Annotated in this window: 12 protein-coding genes; 8 read left to right on the top strand and 4 right to left on the bottom strand. The window is 45.9% G+C overall.

The window, feature by feature from the left end; genetic code table 11:
• Positions 1–37: 37 nt before the first annotated feature.
• Genes ACMVP2_RS22280 through ACMVP2_RS22290 form a run of 3 tightly spaced genes read left to right on the top strand, consistent with a single transcriptional unit; the run spans position 38 to position 2752 of the window.
• Positions 38–517 carry a nuclear transport factor 2 family protein gene (locus ACMVP2_RS22280; protein WP_339786848.1) on the top strand — a complete coding sequence of 160 codons (480 nt, stop codon included), beginning with the start codon at positions 38–40 and terminating at the stop codon, positions 515–517.
• 50 nt (positions 518–567) lie between these two features.
• Positions 568–1683, top strand: coding sequence for a bile acid:sodium symporter family protein (locus ACMVP2_RS22285; RefSeq protein ID WP_416865172.1), 1116 nt, complete (start codon positions 568–570; stop codon positions 1681–1683).
• Positions 1684–1711: 28 nt separating this feature from the next.
• Positions 1712–2752, top strand: a complete 1041-nt coding sequence (locus ACMVP2_RS22290) for a PfkB family carbohydrate kinase (protein WP_416865173.1) — start codon at positions 1712–1714, stop codon at positions 2750–2752.
• A 75-nt stretch (positions 2753–2827) separates the two neighbouring features.
• Here ACMVP2_RS22290 and ACMVP2_RS22295 read toward each other — a convergent pair whose 3' ends face one another.
• From ACMVP2_RS22295 to ACMVP2_RS22310, 4 genes are all read right to left on the bottom strand, one after another.
• Positions 2828–3955: a lactonase family protein gene (locus ACMVP2_RS22295; protein WP_416865174.1), complete on the bottom strand. Its 1128-nt coding sequence runs from the start codon at positions 3953–3955 to the stop codon at positions 2828–2830.
• Between the two features lie 74 nt (positions 3956–4029).
• On the bottom strand, positions 4030–4458 hold the full coding sequence (locus ACMVP2_RS22300) for a DoxX family protein (protein ID WP_416865175.1): 429 nt from the start codon (positions 4456–4458) through the stop codon (positions 4030–4032).
• A 187-nt stretch (positions 4459–4645) separates the two neighbouring features.
• Positions 4646–5164, bottom strand: a complete 519-nt coding sequence (locus ACMVP2_RS22305) for a hypothetical protein (protein WP_416865176.1) — start codon at positions 5162–5164, stop codon at positions 4646–4648.
• 19 nt (positions 5165–5183) lie between these two features.
• On the bottom strand, positions 5184–6251 hold the full coding sequence (locus tag ACMVP2_RS22310; protein ID WP_416865177.1) for a DUF3500 domain-containing protein: 1068 nt from the start codon (positions 6249–6251) through the stop codon (positions 5184–5186).
• 186 nt (positions 6252–6437) lie between these two features.
• On the opposite strand from ACMVP2_RS22310, the gene ACMVP2_RS22315 reads away from it, so the two are divergent.
• From ACMVP2_RS22315 to ACMVP2_RS22335, 5 genes are all read left to right on the top strand, one after another.
• A complete protein-coding gene (locus ACMVP2_RS22315) occupies positions 6438–7103 on the top strand; it encodes a hypothetical protein (RefSeq protein ID WP_416865178.1) in 666 nt (221 codons plus the stop codon).
• A 287-nt stretch (positions 7104–7390) separates the two neighbouring features.
• The gene (locus ACMVP2_RS22320) at positions 7391–8293 is read left to right on the top strand and encodes a LytR/AlgR family response regulator transcription factor (RefSeq protein ID WP_416865179.1); all 903 of its coding nucleotides are present in this window, start codon (positions 7391–7393) and stop codon (positions 8291–8293) included.
• A 257-nt stretch (positions 8294–8550) separates the two neighbouring features.
• On the top strand, positions 8551–9363 hold the full coding sequence (locus ACMVP2_RS22325; RefSeq protein ID WP_339786871.1) for a hypothetical protein: 813 nt from the start codon (positions 8551–8553) through the stop codon (positions 9361–9363).
• A complete protein-coding gene (locus ACMVP2_RS22330) occupies positions 9360–18233 on the top strand; it encodes an FG-GAP-like repeat-containing protein (protein WP_416865180.1) in 8874 nt (2957 codons plus the stop codon). Before ACMVP2_RS22325 ends, ACMVP2_RS22330 begins: the two co-directional genes overlap by 4 nt.
• On the top strand, positions 18230–19408 hold the full coding sequence (locus ACMVP2_RS22335) for a caspase family protein (RefSeq protein WP_416865181.1): 1179 nt from the start codon (positions 18230–18232) through the stop codon (positions 19406–19408). The genes ACMVP2_RS22330 and ACMVP2_RS22335 overlap by 4 nt, the downstream gene beginning before the upstream one ends.
• Positions 19409–19534 lie beyond the last annotated feature (126 nt).

Consider the following 19534-nt stretch of genomic DNA (forward strand, 5'->3'; position numbering starts at 1 on the left):
TCTTCTTCTTTAATAAGTCACAAAAACATCTTATAGAATGAAAAAAGCCTTATACAGTTTAATATTTACTCTCCTTGTCGTTTTGTTAAGTTGCGGCGAGCAAAACAGTCAGTCAGCTGTACAGGGAGCAGGTGACGCCCCTGGCCAGAAGATTAATGCTGACCTGGTGAAACTGACTGTTGATGGCCTGAACATGGCCCTGCTTAACAGAGACCGAAAGACGTTGATAAGCATATGCGCAGCAGAGCTTAGTTACGGGCATTCGAGTGGCGCTGTTCAGGACAAACAAACCTTTGTCGATGATGTGGTGAACGGGCCATTTGTTTTCCTGTCTATCGAAACAGAAAACCAAAAAATAACCACTACTGAAGATATGGCGATTGTAAGGCATGTCTTTCAGGCTAAGGGACTCAACAACGGAGACACGGTTGATATGCGCATTGGCAACGCACAGCTTTACAAGTTGTACCCGAACGGCCATCTTCGCCTGGTCTTGCGCCAGGCTTTTAAGTTATGACGGGCCAGGCCGCCATGGTAAATTAATAATTCACCCTAAACCACGAAGTTTTGAAAAAATTCAACATCTACTCAACAGCCCTCGGGGCTACTTTGCTTCTTCTTTTACTGATACTCTTTACCATATTCACCGGTGGGCTGTCGCAGGCTGGTTCACTCATTATAGCGTTTTTTACATTGCTTGCTTTCGGCTTCAGTGGCCACGAGCAGCTGAGAGGCTATGTGTTTACCACTATGATCTTTGCCGGTGTAACCATAGCCTTGTATTACCCAGAGTATTTTCTGGTAATAGAAGGTTTCAAACTCACCAACCTGATCATACCACTGATTCAAATTATCATGTTTGGCATGGGTACTTCTATGAGTCTCGGCGATTTTGGTTCCATTTTTAAGTCCCCGAAAGGTGTGGTAGTTGGTGTAAGTGCGCAATTGTTGATCATGCCTTTAATTGGCTTCACGCTGGCCAAGCTCAGCAACTTTCCTCCTGAAATTGCCGCCGGAATAGTGCTCATTGGGTGCTCACCCAGCGGAGTAGCGTCTAATGTGATGGCCTACCTTGCGAAGGCTAACCTGGCACTTTCCATTACCATTACATCCATCGCAACGCTGCTGGCACCATTTACAACGCCACTGATGATGAAGTTGCTTGCCGGTGAGTTTATCGAAATTGAGGTGCTTGCGATGATGTGGAGCATTGTGAAGATGATCATTCTTCCGATAGGAGCCGGCCTGCTTTTTAACAAATTGTTGGGTGACAAAACTAAATGGATGGACAAATTAATGCCGTTGCTTTCCATGCTGGCGATTGGGGTCATCATTGTGATTATTACAGCGGCAGGCCGGGATAGCCTTCTCGATATCGGTGGGATATTGATGGTTCTTGTGCTTATTCACAATTTATTTGGGTATACGCTTGGGTATTTTTATGCAAAGCTGCTAAAGCTCAATGAACAGGACTCAAGAACAATAGCCATAGAAGTGGGGATGCAGAATGGCGGCCTGGCCTCAGGCATAGCCAATACGCTTGGGAAAATTGGCACCATGGGACTGGCACCGGCGGTATTTGGCCCACTCATGAACATCACGGGCTCTATACTGGCTTCCTATTGGCACAAAAGAGCCCCAAAGGGATATGAGGAACCAGAGCAGATCCCAGCAAATAATTAACTGATAACATCTTGAAAAAGAATTGACCATGAAAAAAGTAGTAACCTTTGGTGAGATCATGTTGCGCCTTGGAACCCCTGGAGTTTTAAGGCTCTCGCAGACAACAAGTTTTGATGTAGTTTATGGCGGAGGTGAGTCAAACGTGGCTGTATCACTTGCCAATTATGGGATTCCGGTAGACTTTGTTACCCGGCTGCCGAAAAATGACCTCGGTGAGTGTGCGTTAATGGAGATGCGCAAAAGAGGCGTTGGAACAGATAAAATTATTTTTGGCGGAGACCGACTCGGCATATACTTTCTGGAAACCGGTGCGGTGAGCAGAGGCAGTAAAGTGGTTTACGACCGGGCTCATTCTGCGATAGCGGAAATAAAAAAGGGCATGGTTGATTGGGAGAGTGTATTTTCGGGTGCCCGGTGGTTTCACTGGACTGGTATTACACCGGCCATATCGCAGGGTGCAGCTGATGCTTGCCTGGAGGCTGTGCAAACAGCCCGCAAAATGGGCCTTACAATCTCGACGGACCTGAATTATAGGGCAAAGCTTTGGAGGTATGGAGTTGAACCTGAGGAAATCATGACAGAGCTAACCTCTTATTGCGACATCATTTTAGGCAACGAAGAGGACGCCGAAAAACACTTCGGTATCAAGCCAGACGGCCTGGACATCACCAAGCAAGGAGAGCACGTAAAGGCCGAAGCATTTCTATCGGTTTGCCAGCAAATGATGAAGAAATTTCCGAATGCCAAGAAAGTAATCACCACGCTAAGAGGCTCCATTTCTGCGTCACACAATACCTGGGCAGGTGTGCTCTATGATGGAACGACCATGTTCAAATCCCCTGAATATCAAATTACGCATATCGTGGATAGGGTAGGTGGAGGAGACTCTTTTATGGGAGGCCTTATTTATGGTTTGCTCACTTATCCAGACGATGATCAGCATGCACTCAACTTTGCTGTGGCCGCCTCTTGCCTCAAGCATACGATTGTAGGAGATGCTAACCTGGCAACGCTTGAGGAGGTGAAGAAGTTGATGGCGGGAGATGCCTCAGGCAGAGTAGCACGGTAACGCCCAAAGCAAAGTTGGGGAATCACATGTCAGTCGCATGATTCCCCTTTTTTAACCAGTGATCATAAGACTGTGTTAGAACAACAAGCAAACAGGACTGGGAGCCTCTATCTCACTAACAAACCCCAGCTTGCCACTCTTCTTGTCACGCTTAAACGAAATGATATTATTAGATTTTTGATTAGCCACAAGCAAGTAGTCGCCACCGGGGGATAGCGTAAAATTTCTGGGCCAGTCGCCCCGCACACCCTCATGCCCCACAAGTGCCAGGCTGCCGTTCGATGAATTAACCTGATAAATCGCTATGCTGTTGTGCCCCCTGTTGGAGGCATAAAGGAACTTTCCGTCGTCGGAAATATGGATGTCGGCGCAACTGCTGGTTTCTTCATATCCGGCGGGTAATGTACTAACGGAGCTTGCAATTTCGTAGTGCCCCACATTGTTTTTCTTTATTTGAGTTATTGTGGACGATAGTTCATTGACTACATATGCCCAGTTGCCTTTGGGATGGAAAGCCATGTGTCGTGGACCAGCTCCCGGAGCCATCGCCAGTTTGTAAGGCGCCGTTGGAACCAATTTTTCATTGTCTTTATCCAGGGTCGAAAACCAGAGTTCGTTGGTGCCCAAGTCGACTGAGATGATTGTGTTTCCCTTTGGTTCGAACCAAACAGAATGCGCATGTGGCCCCTTTTGCCTTGCGTGAGATCCTTCGCCCTCGTGTTGCTGCACGTGCAATGGGCCATCTAGCATGCCTGAGGAACCTAACCGTAGCAGCCCTACATTCCCGCTGCTATAGTTGGCAGCAAACACATAACCAGATTTGTCGATTGTTACAAAGCAAGGCGAAGCTCCTCCTGATGGCTTTTTGTCGATAAGAGACAAAGCCTCGCCATTTATCTCAAACGACGTAATAGTGCCACCGCCACCGGCATCGTTTCTGTTTTCATTGGCCGCCAACAGGTATTTGCCATCGGGGCTTTTTGCCAGAAATGACGGGTTTTCCGTCTCAGCGGCTAGCCCGAAGCTCTTCAGCTTGCCGTCAGGTTGAAGCCGGTATCGATAGATGCCCTTGCTTTCTCCACGGGTATAAGTGCCTACGTAGAATGAAAAGCCCTCCTGTAGGGGCTCGGTTCTATTGGTATTGGAGGCTAGTGTAATAGTTTGAACCAGTAATACTGTGTAGAATACGACCTTAGGTAACATGTGAAGAGGTTATAGGGGCTGTGATGTTATATGACGTCGGGGGGGTGTCGGTTAAGCTTCTGTGATGAAGAGACTCAAGTCATTCCAGTACTATTTTTTGATAGCGCCGCATCCAGTGAGTACTTACCAGGGCCGGTGAAAAAGAGTGCCAGGAGGGCAAAACTGAACAGTATTACTTTTTCCTGTTGGCCAAATTCCTGACTGAAGTGAACGGTGAAGAAGGCCGTTGCTACCGTGATAAAGGGTGGGATCAACGCTGCTCTTGTAAATAGGCCCGCCATTACTAATATGGCGCAGATTACCTCGGCGAATACTGCGAAACTCAGTGTGAAGGCTGGGCCAAAGCCGAAGGGGTCGGCAAACTTAATTTCGTCGGAGCCGAATAGCCGCATCATTTTGCCCCAGCCATGGCCGTACATGAGGGAGAAGCCGAAAGCAAGCCGCAACACAAGCAATCCATAGTCATGAAAACGAGAGGGTAGTTCAAAGCGAAGCAGGTTCATAGTTTTTAGAGTTTTGGTGAGTTTCAGATTTTTTAATATCAAAGACGATGTTGCCCTTTAATTATAAGTACCCTTCAGACGGCTTCGGTACACGCCTGGTGAAACTTTTTTACTGCTTTCATCGACTGGAGGCGCTGTTTTAGCTTCCGACGCAAGGGAAGGGCATTTTTTAAGTCAACAGCCAGCGTCACTGCAAGCCAGTCTTTTCCATGTAAAACTTTGCTGTATTCGCATTTGCTTGCCACAATGCCACCGGGTACGTCCAGTATTCTTCCTCTTCGCTATAAAGTGAAATGTTTTGCTCACCCCAGCCATATTCAAACGGAACAATTTTCCCACTGCCAGGCAGCTGCACCCAACCGAGCACAAAGGCATGTGTGAATCCACTGGAGCCGTTTGTGAAGTGCTTTGCTTTTTGAATCTCCAGAGAGGTACCGATCGGCAGCGTGGCTATAGCTTCGGTGCCTTCAAAAAGGCCCTGATCTATCTCGATTAGTAAATAGGGGTGCTCATTTACAAAGGCATCAAGGTTTCTGACAATGACTGCCGGACGTTTCAAAACAACAGTTGTGCCTACTATTTCGCTATAAGGCTCAAATGTTGAAACATCTGTCACCTTAGTGCTGGTAACGTAATAAAGTAAGCTGCCAAATGTCAGTATCGCTGCCAGCGCAAAGCTGAACAATAAGGCCAAGCGTTTGTTCATCCCAATTGCTGCCGATTGGTTAATGCTTGTGCCCCAAATAGTGCGCTTTGAGAATGTCTTCACCAAAGTCGCCGCCTTTTTCCCTCCAGATGGCATGGATATGATTTCCGTCGTTGTCGAAACCCACGTTGTCGTACTCAATCATGAAGTCAGGGCCATTGATGATATAGTAATGGGGGTTTCTGGCCTCGTAACTTCCAATCCAGGCAAAATAGATGTTGTCGATCCCAGTCTCAACCAGTTTGTCATAGACCCTCGTCGCACCCTCATGTTCCAGGTTGTCGACATACTCTTTGATCAGCCATTCCAGCAGCCCTTTTTGCTCCTTTTCCATATCAGCTGCTTTTATGCCATAGTAGTCGTCAATTCTTTTCGGCCCGTTAGGGCTGGTGATGATGTCGCCGGGCACCTTTTGGCTTAAGGTAGCCGTTTTCTTTTGCTGCTCAGTCAAAGCATTGATCAGCAGAAAGCCATAATCTTCTTCTTTGCTCAGTACCCTGAGTCCCGCATATTTGGTAATTCGAACCTCGGCTGGGTCAGACCCAAAAAAGAGGGGGGTGAGCGAGTATTTACCACCCGCCATCGACAGGCTGACGGCCATATGATGGCCACCCATATTCAGACCCCAGGGCTCTTTCATATCGGGCGTGCCCCAGAGAGAAATAAAGTAATTGCCATACTCCCAATCGAGTTTTTTGATTTGTGCCAGCCCTTCTTTGGAGATTGTACCCCTCTCAAATGAGGTGTCGTAGACTATGTTTAAAATGTCGTCCAGCTGCATGATGCTGGTGATCTTCAGATAACCCTGCGAGCTAAACAAAGTTGTGAGCACCCTGTGAAACTGGATCATGCTTTTTTCTGAAAGGTCACCATAGCGCTTACCAGGCCTTGGCACAAGACCAACGGGCAGGTTCGTCCACTTTTCCCGGCCCGGGTCGTCGAAAGGTAAACTGATTTGCTGAAGCTCTTCTGCACTCAGTGTTTTCAGGAACACTTTGGTAACGTCTACAATTTCCTGGGCACTTTGGCTGAGCAGCGTGCTGGATGTCAATGTGAGAAAGGTGATGAAGGTTAGAAGGTATTTCATTGAGGTTGTTTAAGTAGTTGCCGAAGGCCAGCTCAATATAAGTCAATAATGTTTGATTGCAATCAGGAATACGGCAGGGTATTCAGCAACAAATGCTACTGCCTGGCCCAAGCAATCTGGCATGAATAATGTATAAATGATTTTATCTATCTTTACTTTTTTAGACTTATGAAAACTCATTTTTTAATGCTGCTATTTGGTGCACTATGCACCGGATGCGTAAGTACAGGCGTGCTCTTTCAGGATGGAAATACCGTTGGGAAGAAAGAATTCGAGGGGGCTATTGGCCTTTCCTACAATGTGGTTCCGTCCTACACCACCGACACCGTCACGCAAACTGTCAAGCTCAATCCCTTCAAAGTGCCTGCGCCGTGGATCAATATTCAGGCTCAGTATGGCTTGGCCGAGCGGCTCGATGTGGGCGGATCTTTTGGGCTTGGACTTTTCAGCGCAGGGCTCAGCGGGTTCGCCAAGTATGCCCTTTTACCCAACGAGGGTACTTTTCATGCATCACTCTATGGAGGTGGGGGCTTTGCAGCCTCTACCGACAAGGTAGAAAATGGTACCGCCACATTTGCCCAGCTGGTAGGCGGTATTCCCTTTAGTTTTGATGTGACTGAAGCAAACACGCTTGTGATCCAGCCGCTGTACAGCCACGACTTCTACAAGGTAAAAATTTCAGATGACACCGTTTATGACGATCGTTTCGATGCACACCTTGTACATTTGGGTTTTGGGGTGATAAGAAAAAATCTGGACAAAGACAGTGCAGTGTTTTACAATGTCACCATGAATTATTCACCCGCCAATAAACGAGCTTATCCTACTTTTGGGGTAGCGATAAGGCTTTGATCAATTAGTATAGTAGCCTTATTAGGCTGTTTTTGAAGTGTTAAGTTTTTTTTGGAAAATGAAATATCAATAAGATATGAAGCGCAAGCAAAGATACAGCCATCGCCAGAAGTATCATGCACATTTACTCCGTATTCAAGAAAGGAAACGGAACTGTATTCAAACAGAATTGCGGTTAGTGACTTTTACTATGGAGTCTTAAAGTCAGAGTCCACAGTTTTTTAAGATCCGATTGAGTATTTTGGCATATCATTGAAGCCGAAGCTAACGAGCCTGCAAAAGAAGATATGCTATCATCCGATAATACCTTTCCCGGAGGCAACTGGATAAAGCCTGTATTGATAGTTGCTGGAATTATAGCGGCGCTGATCGTATTCGAGGGCGCACAGCAATTTTACTACCTCCGGAGATATAACCTTTTCCCAAATGCTAATATTACGCTGCTTGAGTTGATCATTGGCCACCTTAAAAGTTGGCTGATCTGGATGCTGGCTGGAGCTCCATTGGTTGTATTTGCCCTGCGCCACCCATTTGATAAGGAAGGTGACTACAAAAGTCAGGCGCTTATTTATTTTGGATGGGTGTTTGGAATTCTTTTGCTCTGCATGGTTCTCATTGCTTTGGAAGAAGTGTTCTTTCAAGGTGATCCCGCTACAGTTGAGCGATTTATTGGGGGACTTACATTTTACACTTTCCAAAAAGGGCCCATTTTTCTTTTGGCCTATGCCTCCCTGATTATAACACTTCATTTTTTCGTGAACATACAAACGCTGGAGCTAACGGTGAAAGAGCTAAGTTCCATGAAGGTCAGCAACCAGTCGTTATATGAGGAGCTGAAAGCCCAGCAGTACGACGATTCTGCTCAATTCATAACTGTCAAAACAGGCAACCGGAGCCGGGTGGTGGCGCTAGACGATATAAGGTGGGTGGAGGCAGACGACTATTGTGTGCGGCTCCATACCCGAACCAATGAAGCCTACGTGCTCAGAGGGTCCATGAAAGCCATGGAACAGGCCCTGCCTGGGAAGAAATTTATCAGAATTCATCGCAAATGCATCGTTAACCTGAATGATGTGGACGAGTTTCTTTTCTCCGACACACCGGAAGTGATACTCACAGGTGGAATGAAACTGCCCGTGGCGGTTTCCAGGGTGGGGCAAATTAAGAAGCATTTGAAGCTTTCTCAATAACGTTAGGACACGTCTGATCTTTCTACTCACTTAATTTTGCTGGACTAGCCTACAGGGGCAAATTGCCGACTTGAGACCTCTGTTTTCAGTGGAAAATGCCGTATTTGACGCAAAACTGACAGCACTTGACGCAAAATCGACAATGAAAGTGCTGGTTATTGATGACTTTTGATAGTCTGATGATAGTCACTGATCAAAGGTGAATCGTCGCAGACAACAGCTATGGGACTAGTATTTGAATAATCACCGTCAAAGCTATGCTCCAACAAGTTCTCAAGTCATCCAGGTATTGTTGCCCGCCCCATTTGTCAGTCTTCAGGGCAACCACCTCTCCATGGTGGGTACCCATTCTCGTTACCATTTTCATGGCGGTTGCCTTTACTACTCACGCCCAGGATGTGGTCATCACACAAATGGCGCTACAGCCTGATGGCAAGGTTGTGCTAAGGTACAACCTGAACGACGACCGGCTGGATCGGAAGTATTCTCTTTACCTGTACGCCTCGTCCGATAATTTCATACAGCCATTGGCGCACGTAAGCGGCGATGTGGGCGTGGACCTTGCCGTGGGCGGCAACAAAACGATTACCTGGAATGCCAGGGAAGAGCTGGGCGACACCTTCGCCGGCGATGTGAGCCTGGAACTCAAAGGCAATATCTATGTGCCCTTCATTGCCCTTGATAATTTCGATGACTACAAAGTACTGAAACGGGGCAAACCTTATGAGGTCACCTGGACAGGCGGACGTGGTGACAATGTGCTGCTCTTCGAACTCTACGAAGAAGACAGTAAAATCAAAGTTTTTGAAGAACGGCCCAATGTGGGCAATACTACCATCATCATTCCCAGCGATGTGAAACCCGGGCGCTACCGCTTCAAAATCAGCGATAGCAGGAACAAGGATGAGGTGGTTTATACGATGAACTTTCTGGTGAAACGGAAGGTGCCTCTCCTAGTAAAGGCAGGATTGGGTTTGGCTTTGCTGGGCGGAGTGGGGTATGTCGTTTCGCTGGGTGGGGCAGATGCTGATGAGGAGAAAATTGGGGATCCAATAACGCCAACGAGATGATGAAGAAAACAACTTTAATATTAACCCTGCTCTTGACAGGGATTAATATGTTGATCGCCCAGGCAAATTTTGATTTCGGAAAAGCGCTAGATTTTGATGGAAGTAATGACTACGTCGAAATTCCGAATAATTCCTCGTTGACATTAGGCGACCTAACCATAGAAGCATGGGTGAATTGGGATGGTAATAATTGGAGCAATATTTTAATGAAAGGCAATTATGGGTATGCTTTTGCCATTTTAAACACCGGTCAGTTGGCGTGGTGGATCAATGGGGGCGGAGGCGATGTGCAAAAATCGACCGGAACAATTTCCCCTGGTGTTTGGACTCACGTAGCGGTAGTTGTTGATCAGGGTACATCTACGACGTTTTACATCAATGGAGAGTTTGCAGGGTCAGTCAATAACGGGATAGTAAATAATAATAGCTCTTCGCTCATACTCGGCCGCCAGGGAACTTCCTGTGCTTGTAATCTCTTGAATGCAAGGCTTGATGAGTTAAAAATTTGGAACACAATTCGGACTGAATCACAGATTCAGGGGAATCTTTTTAAAGTGCTTACCGGCAGTGAAGCCAATCTGGTTGCTTACTATGATTTTGAACAGGGAGTAGCTAATGCAGACAACACAGGAGTTACCACTCTGGTAGATAAAACGGCAAATGCCAATAATGGGACACTATACAATTTTGCATTAGCCACCGGTATGGGATCTAACTGGACAACGTCCAGAGGATTACAAACCGGAGATAGCTGCAGTGATCCCGTGCAGATTGACAAAGGCTGGCACAGAGCGTGGCCCGTTTGGTATGCTTATACAGCTCCAGCGGACGAAACTGTTGTGATTTCTAGTGTTGGCTTGACAAGTGTTGATACAAAACTAAAAGTTTATAGCGTTTGCAATGGGAGTGTGCAGTATCAAAGTGATGATTTTTCAGGGCTCCAATCAGAAGTAAAGGTGCCATTGACTGCCAATGAAACCATTTATATTTATTGGGAAAATCTACAGTTGTTTTTTGATTGGCGTATCGAAGAAGATGCAAACACTGAGATAGTAGAGTTTACATTTCCCGGGCAGGTTTTTGGATCAGAGATAGACGATGCCAGTAGCAGCGTAGCAATTACATTACCGGATGGTACCAACGTTACTAACCTTATCGCAAATTTTCTTTCTTCGGCAGGGGCCTCTGTAAAAGTGGGGACCACCGCTCAAACTACTGGCGTTACTGCTAACGATTTTACGTCGCCTGTTACCTATAGAGTTCTTGCAGCGGATGGTAGCACGACAAGGGACTGGACCGTTACGGTAACGGCAGTTCCTGCATTAACAATTGGTCAATCATATCAGGGAGGAAAAGTAATTTATGAGGATCCTTCTGGAAATTGGGGGCTTATTGCCGCGGAATCGGATGCACCAAATGGCAGCTATGGCACTAGCTGGGGGCAAGACTATTCGAGTTATTATAACCAGGATTTAATTGGAGGAACATTAAGCGGTATTGGGACTGGATCATATAATACCCAAATAATGCTTGACTACGCAGCGGGTAACCCTGAGTGGAATACCGGTGCAGCGACATCAGCTACAGCCACGCAAAATGGCTATCCAGATTGGTATCTCCCGTCAAAAGATGAATTGCAACTGATATATAATAACCGAAGTTTTTTCGACGCATTTTCTACGACAAGTTACGTTGGTTACTGGAGTTCGACCGAAGCTAGCGGTGGATTTGCGTATTCCTTTAATTTCGACGACGGCTATTCAAGCTCCGACTTTAAAGATGACTATGCTCATATAAGGTCGGTAAGGACATTTTCAAATTTAGCCACCCGTATCACTACTATAGAGCCAGTTTCTGCCAGGCCTGGGGAAGAGATCACCATTTTTGGAAGTAGCTTGATGCAACAGCCTTCCGTCACGATAGGCGGCGCTGAAGCAGAAATTACCTATGTCTCTTTTGGGAAATTGAAGGTGATTGTTCCTGAGGGCACACCCGGCACGGCAAGCGTAATTGTTGCTACGTCGGCAGGCACGTCTAATAGTGTCAGTAACTTTACTTTGTTAAATAGCTTGCAAGGCGGGGGGTTTGATGGTACACAAAAAATTATCTCGCTCAATGGTGCCAGTGCGGCTTCCACAGTTCATGCGGCCGACATAGACGGGGATGGAGATATGGATGTGTTGTCGGCATCATACTACGATAATAAAATTGCGTGGTACGAAAATAATGGTGACAAGACTTTTGGCGCACAGCAAATTATTTCAACAAACGCCAATGGAGGAAGATCCGTTTTTACGGCTGATCTAGACCAGGACGGAGACCTTGATGTGATGTCTGCATCTTCATCAGATAAGAAAATAGCCTGGTATGAAAATAATGGTGATAAAACATTCGGGAGTCAAAATATCATCAATGCAGACGCAAAAGGAGCAAACACAGTCTTTGCAGCTGACCTGGACAATGATGGTGATTACGACGTGCTTTCATCGTCAGAAACTGACGATAAAGTAGCCTTTTATGAAGGCACTGGAGGTAAAGTGCTGATTAGCACAGGTAAAGTGTTTGGAACGGAAAATATTGTGTCGTCGGTCGCAGACGGTGCCTGGGATGTATATGCATCCGATTTGGATGGCGACGGCGACCTTGATATTCTATCTGCTTCGCAAAGTGACGATAAAATTGCCTGGTATAAAAACAATGGCAATTTGTCCTTTGGTGCGCAGCAGATTATTTCGACTACTGCAGGGTATACACATTCATTGTATACAGCAGACATTGATAAGGATGGTGATCTTGATGTCGTTGCTGCTGCCCAGGATGACGACAAAATAGTTTGGTACGAAAATATTGGTAGCGGAACATCGGGGTTATTTGGCGATACCGGAACTAATGAGCAAATAATTAGTAGCGGAGTGGCTACGGACGGTGTTTTGCAAATTCATGTGGCCGACATCAATGGAGATGGCTATCCTGATATCTTAGGAGCATTGGATCAAGGTCAAAAAATCGTTTGGATCAAAAACAATGGCGACAAAACGTTTGGTAGTGTTCAGGTCATTACCACTGAAAATGGCCGTAGTAGGTTTGTGACAGCTGCTGATATTGACAACGATGGCGATTTGGACGTCTTGTCGGCGTCAGATAATCTGAGCCGTGTGGCTTGGTACGAAAACCTGAATATAAACTCCATTTTTGAATCATTTAGTGTACCGGGGCAACTTGGTAAGACATCGATTGACGAAGCGAATTTGAAAGTAAAAGTAACCATGCCGGTGGGTACCGATTTTACAACAATAGTACCATACTTCGCTACCTCAAATGGAACCGAAGTGAAAGTTGGTTCGAGTGTTCAGCAGAGCGGAACATCGGTCAATGATTTCACATTTCCACTAGTCTACACAATCTTTGCGGAAGACGGTATCAATAAGAGTTTTTGGGAGGTGACGGTGGTTTCGCCAGCGAAGCCAGTTGTCTCATTAATTGAGCCAGCTATAGCCGCTCCCGGTTCGCTGATTGAATTAACAGGAGGTGGTTTTGACCCAACTTCGGAAAATAATTCGGTCACTTTTGATGGACAATCTGCTACAGTTATTTCTGCATCTGCCGTACGGCTTGTCGTGGAAGTTCCTGTTGTGAGTGGAGGTCTTTCTCAGGTAGTAGTTACGAACTCAGCCGGGTCATCCACTGCAATAAATAATTTTACTCTAATTAACTCCAAACAGGGCGGGACGTTCACGGGCACTTCTGCTGCCGTGGGTGCAACAATTGATGGCCCATTCACAACATCATCTGCCGACCTTAATAATGATGGGTACATAGATATTATCGTTGGGTTGTCCGTTGCGGACGAACTGCTGTGGTTCCAAAATGACGGTTCTGGATCTTTCACAAAACGATCAATCATTAGCTCTTTCGATGCTTTTGCTGCAAGACCGACGGACATGAACGACGATGGTTTTATGGATATAGTCGCTTCCAGTTTTGCAACAAATAAAGTGTCATGGTTCGAAAACGACGGTAATCTTCCTGTAGTGACCTTTACAGAACATATCATTTCTTCCAGTGTTTCCGGTGTTAATGACGTTTTCCCTGTAGACATGGATGGTGATGGTGATATTGATGTGGTCACCGCCAACAACACTGAAGGAAGTATCTACTGGTTTGAGAATGATGGCACTAATCTTTTCACAAAAAGAGTTGTCACAGATAAGGCCAAGGGTGCAAGATCTTTGAGTGTAACAGATTTCGAGTTTGATGGAGATCTGGATATCGTTACCAGTACCTGGAATTCTGAAAGTGTGCTCACTTTTATCAACGATGGCGATGAAAACTTTTCGAAAAACACCGTAGCATCATCCTGGGGCCATCCTTCTGCCGCTATAGGAATTGACATGAACAAGGATGGCACCAAGGATCTTTTGATTGCCAATAATATTTGGGGATTTCTTAGTTGGACAGGGAGAAATAGCCTGTATCCAGACAATGATGTCTCATACAATTCACTCAATAGTATTTCATCCATTTTCCCCGTTGATATTGAAGGAGATGGTGACTATGACGTGATAGCCGGTAGCCAAAGTGATGACAAAGTTGCGCTGTTTGTCAACAACGGATCCATGGTATATAGTGAATTGTTATTATCCTCTGTTTCCGACAACACACAGTCTGTCCATGTTGCCGATGTTGATAACGACGGTGATGTCGATATCCTTGCTGCTGCTTTTAACGGGGATAAAGTGGACTGGTATGAAAATCTGAACAAAAATACGAGTATAGTCACCTATTCGTTTGAAAAGCAAAAGACGCCAGCTGTTATCGACGCCGATGCGAGAACCGTAAATATTGAAGTTTATAAAGGCACAACGGTTACCAATTTGATCGCAACTTTTGGTCTCGCATATGGGGCAAGTGCCAAGGTGGCCAATGTAACACAGTCAAGCGGCGTGTCAGTTAATAATTTTTATAATGCAGTAACTTATGCGATTGCCGCTGAAGATGGCATCACAGTGGACGACTGGGTGGTTGAAGTGTCTATTGGACTAGACACAGCACGATCTTTTACTGCATTTTCTCTGGACGGACAGGTGGGACAGGCAGTTATTAACAATGCGGCCCATTCAATAACTGCTTTTGCTGACATTTCCGTTAATCATGTGGCAACTTTTGACTTGTCATTTAATGCAACTACAAGCATAGGAGGGATTGTTCAAGCTAGTGGAACCACGTCAAATGATTTTTCTCAGGACATTGTTTATACTGTAACTGCAGAAGATGGTATTGCCATTCAGGACTGGACAGTGCATGTGGTGAATACTGCCACTGATATCTTATCTTTTAGTATTCCTGAGGAAATGGACGATGCACAGTTTGATAATACCGCCCATACAATAAAAGTTATTGTTTCTTCGCCAGATCTTTCCTCACCATTTGTTCCTGCTTTTACTCTTTCACCGGGTGCAATGGCTAATCCAGCTACAGCAACATCCACCAACTTTAGTTCTCCTGTTACTTATACCGTAACTGCAGAAGATGGTATCACCAGTCAGCCCTGGGTCGTAACAGTTGCAGCAAATCAGGCGCCGATATTGAATACCATCGGAGTTAAATTTATCGATGAACAATCGCCGCTTGGTTTTACTGTTTTGGCAACTGATGCCGACTTACCTGCTCAGTCATTAACCTATAGTATCAATCAGACCTCTATCGACAAAGGTATGACTATCAACCCTACCACAGGCGTGTTTAGCTGGACACCCAATGAGTCTCAGGATGGCGTACACAATGTGGTTGTTTCTGTATCGGATGGAGATGATATTGACACTGAACTTGTAGGTATTACTGTGAATGAAGTTAACACATTGCCCATAGTAGGTGCAATCGCTGGACAAAGTGTAGATGAACTTGTAGAACTTACACTGACTGCCAGTGCTTCGGATACAGACATTCCGACCCAGGGTATTAGTTTTTCTTTGAATCAAGAATCAATTGACAAAGGGATGACCATAGATACATCAACCGGTGTCTATACCTGGACGCCAGGCGAGTCTCAAAATGGAAGTCATATGGTGCAAGTCAACGTGTCTGATGGGCAAGCTATCCAATCCACTTCTTTTAGTGTGACGGTAAATGAGGTGAATATTTCACCTGTAATTGCGGCCATTGAGGCAAAAGCAATAGCAGAGCTTGTACCATTGGAGTTTTTGATATCGTCGTCTGATGCAGATCTACCAGCGCAAATATTGACATTTAGTCTCGATCAGGTTTCGATCGACGCTGGGATGGTCATTGGAGCGTCAACTGGTGCTTTCTCGTGGACTCCGACTGAAGTGCAGGATGGAACCCACGAAGTTTTGCTATCCGTATCTGACGGTGTCGTTTCATCTACAACTACCTTTTCCGTTGTCGTTACCGATGTCAACTCAAATCCGGTGCTCAGCACAATTGGTGCTCAAAATATCGACGAGTTAGTGGCGCTTCAATTCACTGCTGTTGCTACAGATACTGACGTCCCGCAACAGTCATTATCCTATCAAATTGACCAAACTTCGCTGGATAAAGGGATGGTCATTAACGCTCAAACTGGCGTGTTTGACTGGACGCCTTCTGAAAGCCAGGATGGTATTCATGAGGTGACGGTGACAGTCACCGATGGTGTATCGACCGATACTGAAGTAGTAGAAATTACAGTTGCAAATGTAAATACAGCGCCTTTTTTCGCCGCTTTGCCAGATAAGGAAATTAATGAACTTGCTCTCTTTTCGGTTGTGTTTGCTGCCTCAGATGTGGATTTACCCAGCCAGTCACTCAATTTCAGCATCGACCAAAAGTCGATAGATAAGGGGATGAGAATAGACGCAGTTACCGGTGAGCTTGCCTGGACACCCAGTGAAACTCAAAACGGTTTGCATGAAGTTGTTGTAGTCGTTTCTGACGGGAAACTAAGTGCTTCAATTACCTATAAAATAACAGTGAATGAAGTAAATATACCTCCTGTCATAAGTGAATTCACTGATAAAAGTATAGGCAATGGAATTGTGTTATCATTTACGATCTCGGCCACTGATGGGGATGTGCCTGTGCAGGTCTTAAGTTTTTACTTGGATGAAGCTTCCTTGTCAAAAGGAATGACGATTGGAGAGACTTCCGGTGTTTTTACATGGACCCCTGGTTCAGCTAATATTGGATCAAATGATGTTAGTGTTACCGCTTCGGATGGAGTTGCCTCGGCTGAATTCACATTTATAATTTTGGTTGAAGGGCAAAATACTGGTGCCTTATCTCTTGGCAGTTTAACCTTTAACGCTAAACAAGACGGGAATACAACTCAAACAATTAATATAGTCGTTACCGGTGGAGCGCTACCCTACGAAGTCACTGCATCTCACAAGGGAATTCTTGATTTAGACTTTGTATCGACCTCCTTGGCTGAAGTTACTCCAGGTATCTATCAGTTCAGTATTAGCCCCGATATGTTGGATGAAATGGGAGTTGATTTTGAAATATTGGCTTCCGACATAAAAAACAATAAGCAGTCTCGGTCTGGAAGTATAGCTGTTTATTTTAATGAAGTAGCAAGCCCACCCATTCCATTTGAACGCTTTGGAGGGACAGCCCTTTCCTGGAACCTTTTCAGTATTCCGTATGACCTGGATAATAAATCAGTCAGTAGCATTTTTGCTGATCTTGACCAATCAAGGCATGAGTTTGACTGGCGCATCGTTCGTTACAGGAATAACTCCAATGACTACGTTAACTTCAATACCGGGCAAGTAAGCATAGGAGAAGCCTACTGGTTTAATGCGAAAAAACAAGTGGCCGTGAATGTTGGTGCGGGCCAAACTAGCGCAAAAATACCGTTCAATAAGCCTTTAGCCAAAGGCTGGAATCTCGTTGGTAATCCATACATAATTGCGATCTCCTGGGATCAGGTATTAGCGGATAATCCAGACAAAACAGGGATTGACCCCATCCGGGTTTTTAATGGTACTGCCCTGGTCATTGGAGACGTTGTTCAGCCATTCTCCGGTGGCTTTGTCTTCGCCGAAGAAGCCACTTCGGTGGACATCGACCCCATTGCCTCCAAGCCCAATGGTAGAGTGCTGGCTGGTAGCGGCAGGATCGAAGGTACTGATATCGACGAGATGGCCTGGCTCTTCCCGCTACAACTAAGCGATGGACAAACCACTACGGCGTTAGGCGGCGTGGGAATGCACCCTGATGCCGAAGAGCTAAAGGATAAGTTCGACGGCATGGCACCGCCCCGCTTTATCAACTATAGTGAGATGTACACCACACATACCGACTATTTTTATCCTTACTTCTCCACTGACGTCGTGCCCACCAAAGGCGACCACACCTGGAGCTTTACCTTATCATCAAACAAAGTAGTAGGACCAACCAACCTGACCTGGGACATGGAGGCTTTGCAAAACAAAGCCTCCGGTCTCTACCTGCTCGACCAGCAAAGTGGCAAGCTGGTGGACATGAAAACCACAGATAGCCGCACCGTAGACCTCAGCAAAGGCGACTTTAAGTTTGAGGTCTACTTCGTTTCCGGCGGCGATCAGGTCATCCCTCACCAGTTATTGCTGGGCGATGCGTATCCTAACCCCGCCAGCACACAGACGATGATCCCCATACTGCTGCCAGGTGACGCTAATGAGCTGGTTGACATCGATTTGTCGGTGTTTGATATGAACGGAAACCGGATCACGACTTTAGCCTGTGGGAAATATCGGCCAGGAGTGTATGAGTTTATTTGGGACATAGGAAGCCAGCAAAAGAGATCTGTTAGTGGCATGTTCTTTTATCGACTGAGCTTTAACGACAACAACAGGGCACCACTTTACAAAAAACTAATTCTGCGATGAGGAAGATAAAGCAAATTTTGGCTGTAGTTGGATTCATTCTTTTTGCTGCAGCGCAAGTTAATGGCCAGGTGGTGGTTGACAGAACCAACAAAGTATCGCTGGATTTTACGAAGCCCATCAAGGCAACGGTGTTGCCGGAAGTCAATTGGGTGCTGCCACGCCTGGAGTATACGAATAGTGAGGAAAACAAGGTAGATATCAAAGCCAATGTGAGCAGCAAAGTACCTTTGAAAAGGGTGACGCTTTCGGTTCTCACTTCGCTGGAAGATGAACCTATGGCCACGATGGATATTCCATTGCTAAGCCCGACTTCAGCGGAATTTGAAAAGAACATGTACCTGGGTGATGGCCAGAACTATGTGAGGATCACTGCGGAGAATGTGGATGGAGGCATTGTGTCGGACGACCGGTCGGTTATTGTGGGCATGGATGCACTGAAAGACGCCATTGCCATTGACAGAAAAGACTATGCTGTGCTGTTTGCTACAGACAAGTACGACAACTGGAGCGACCTCACCAACCCAATTTATGATGCAAAAGCGATAGGCAAGGAGCTGGAAGAGCGGTATGGTTTTGAGGTAAGGATTGTTGAGAATGCGAGCCAGGACCTGGTTTTCAATACGTTGAGAGAATATGCCCAGAAGAGCTACAAACCGCAGGATCAGCTTCTTGTGTTTTTCGCAGGCCACGGGCAGTACGACGAAACCTTCGGTGAAGGATTTGTGGTGGCACGCAACTCAATGGCCAACGACCCGGGTAAGAATAGCTATATCAGCCACAGCCGACTCAGAAACATTATTGACAATGTGAAGTGTCAGCACATTATGCTGGTGATGGATGTGTGCTTTGGGGGTACTTTCGATCCGGTGCTGGCCTCATCAAGAAGTATTTACGAGGAAATGGATAACTCCGAATTCATCGTCAAGAAGCTATCGCTGCGAACCAGGAAGTACCTCACCAGTGGGAGCAAGGAGTATGTACCCGACGGCACTCCCGGCAGTCATTCGCCTTTTGCTGTGAGGATGCTAGAGGCACTGAAGACAAGCGGCGGCGGAGACAGGCTGTTGACCATTTCCGAGGTGAATGTTTACATGCAGAAACTGCAAACCACACCAAGGTTTGGCTCCTTTGGTGCAGACGACCAGGGAAGCGAGTTTATGTTTATTGCCAGGTGAGCAACATGCTGATGATGGTTGCTGATAATAAGCAGCACGCTGTTTAACGGCTAATGTAGCAGAACTTTTTTTGGTGTGCAGCTAACAAGCGGGGCAGCTTTGGAGAAATACAAACTGCTATTTTTT

Origin of the sequence: Imperialibacter sp. (assembly GCF_048007035.1) — a bacterium.
Lineage (GTDB): Bacteria > Bacteroidota > Bacteroidia > Cytophagales > Cyclobacteriaceae > Imperialibacter.

Coding starts and splice junctions, on each gene's coding strand:
- ACMVP2_RS22295 (WP_416865174.1), bottom strand. CDS start 3,955: ATGTTACCTAAGGTCGTATTCTACACAGTATTACTGGTTCAAACTATT.
- ACMVP2_RS22305 (WP_416865176.1), bottom strand. CDS start 5,164: ATGAACAAACGCTTGGCCTTATTGTTCAGCTTTGCGCTGGCAGCGATA.
- ACMVP2_RS22280 (WP_339786848.1), top strand. CDS start 38: ATGAAAAAAGCCTTATACAGTTTAATATTTACTCTCCTTGTCGTTTTG.
- ACMVP2_RS22325 (WP_339786871.1), top strand. CDS start 8,551: ATGCTCCAACAAGTTCTCAAGTCATCCAGGTATTGTTGCCCGCCCCAT.
- ACMVP2_RS22310 (WP_416865177.1), bottom strand. CDS start 6,251: ATGAAATACCTTCTAACCTTCATCACCTTTCTCACATTGACATCCAGC.
- ACMVP2_RS22320 (WP_416865179.1), top strand. CDS start 7,391: ATGCTATCATCCGATAATACCTTTCCCGGAGGCAACTGGATAAAGCCT.
- ACMVP2_RS22300 (WP_416865175.1), bottom strand. CDS start 4,458: ATGAACCTGCTTCGCTTTGAACTACCCTCTCGTTTTCATGACTATGGA.
- ACMVP2_RS22315 (WP_416865178.1), top strand. CDS start 6,438: ATGCTGCTATTTGGTGCACTATGCACCGGATGCGTAAGTACAGGCGTG.
- ACMVP2_RS22290 (WP_416865173.1), top strand. CDS start 1,712: ATGAAAAAAGTAGTAACCTTTGGTGAGATCATGTTGCGCCTTGGAACC.
- ACMVP2_RS22330 (WP_416865180.1), top strand. CDS start 9,360: ATGATGAAGAAAACAACTTTAATATTAACCCTGCTCTTGACAGGGATT.
- ACMVP2_RS22335 (WP_416865181.1), top strand. CDS start 18,230: ATGAGGAAGATAAAGCAAATTTTGGCTGTAGTTGGATTCATTCTTTTT.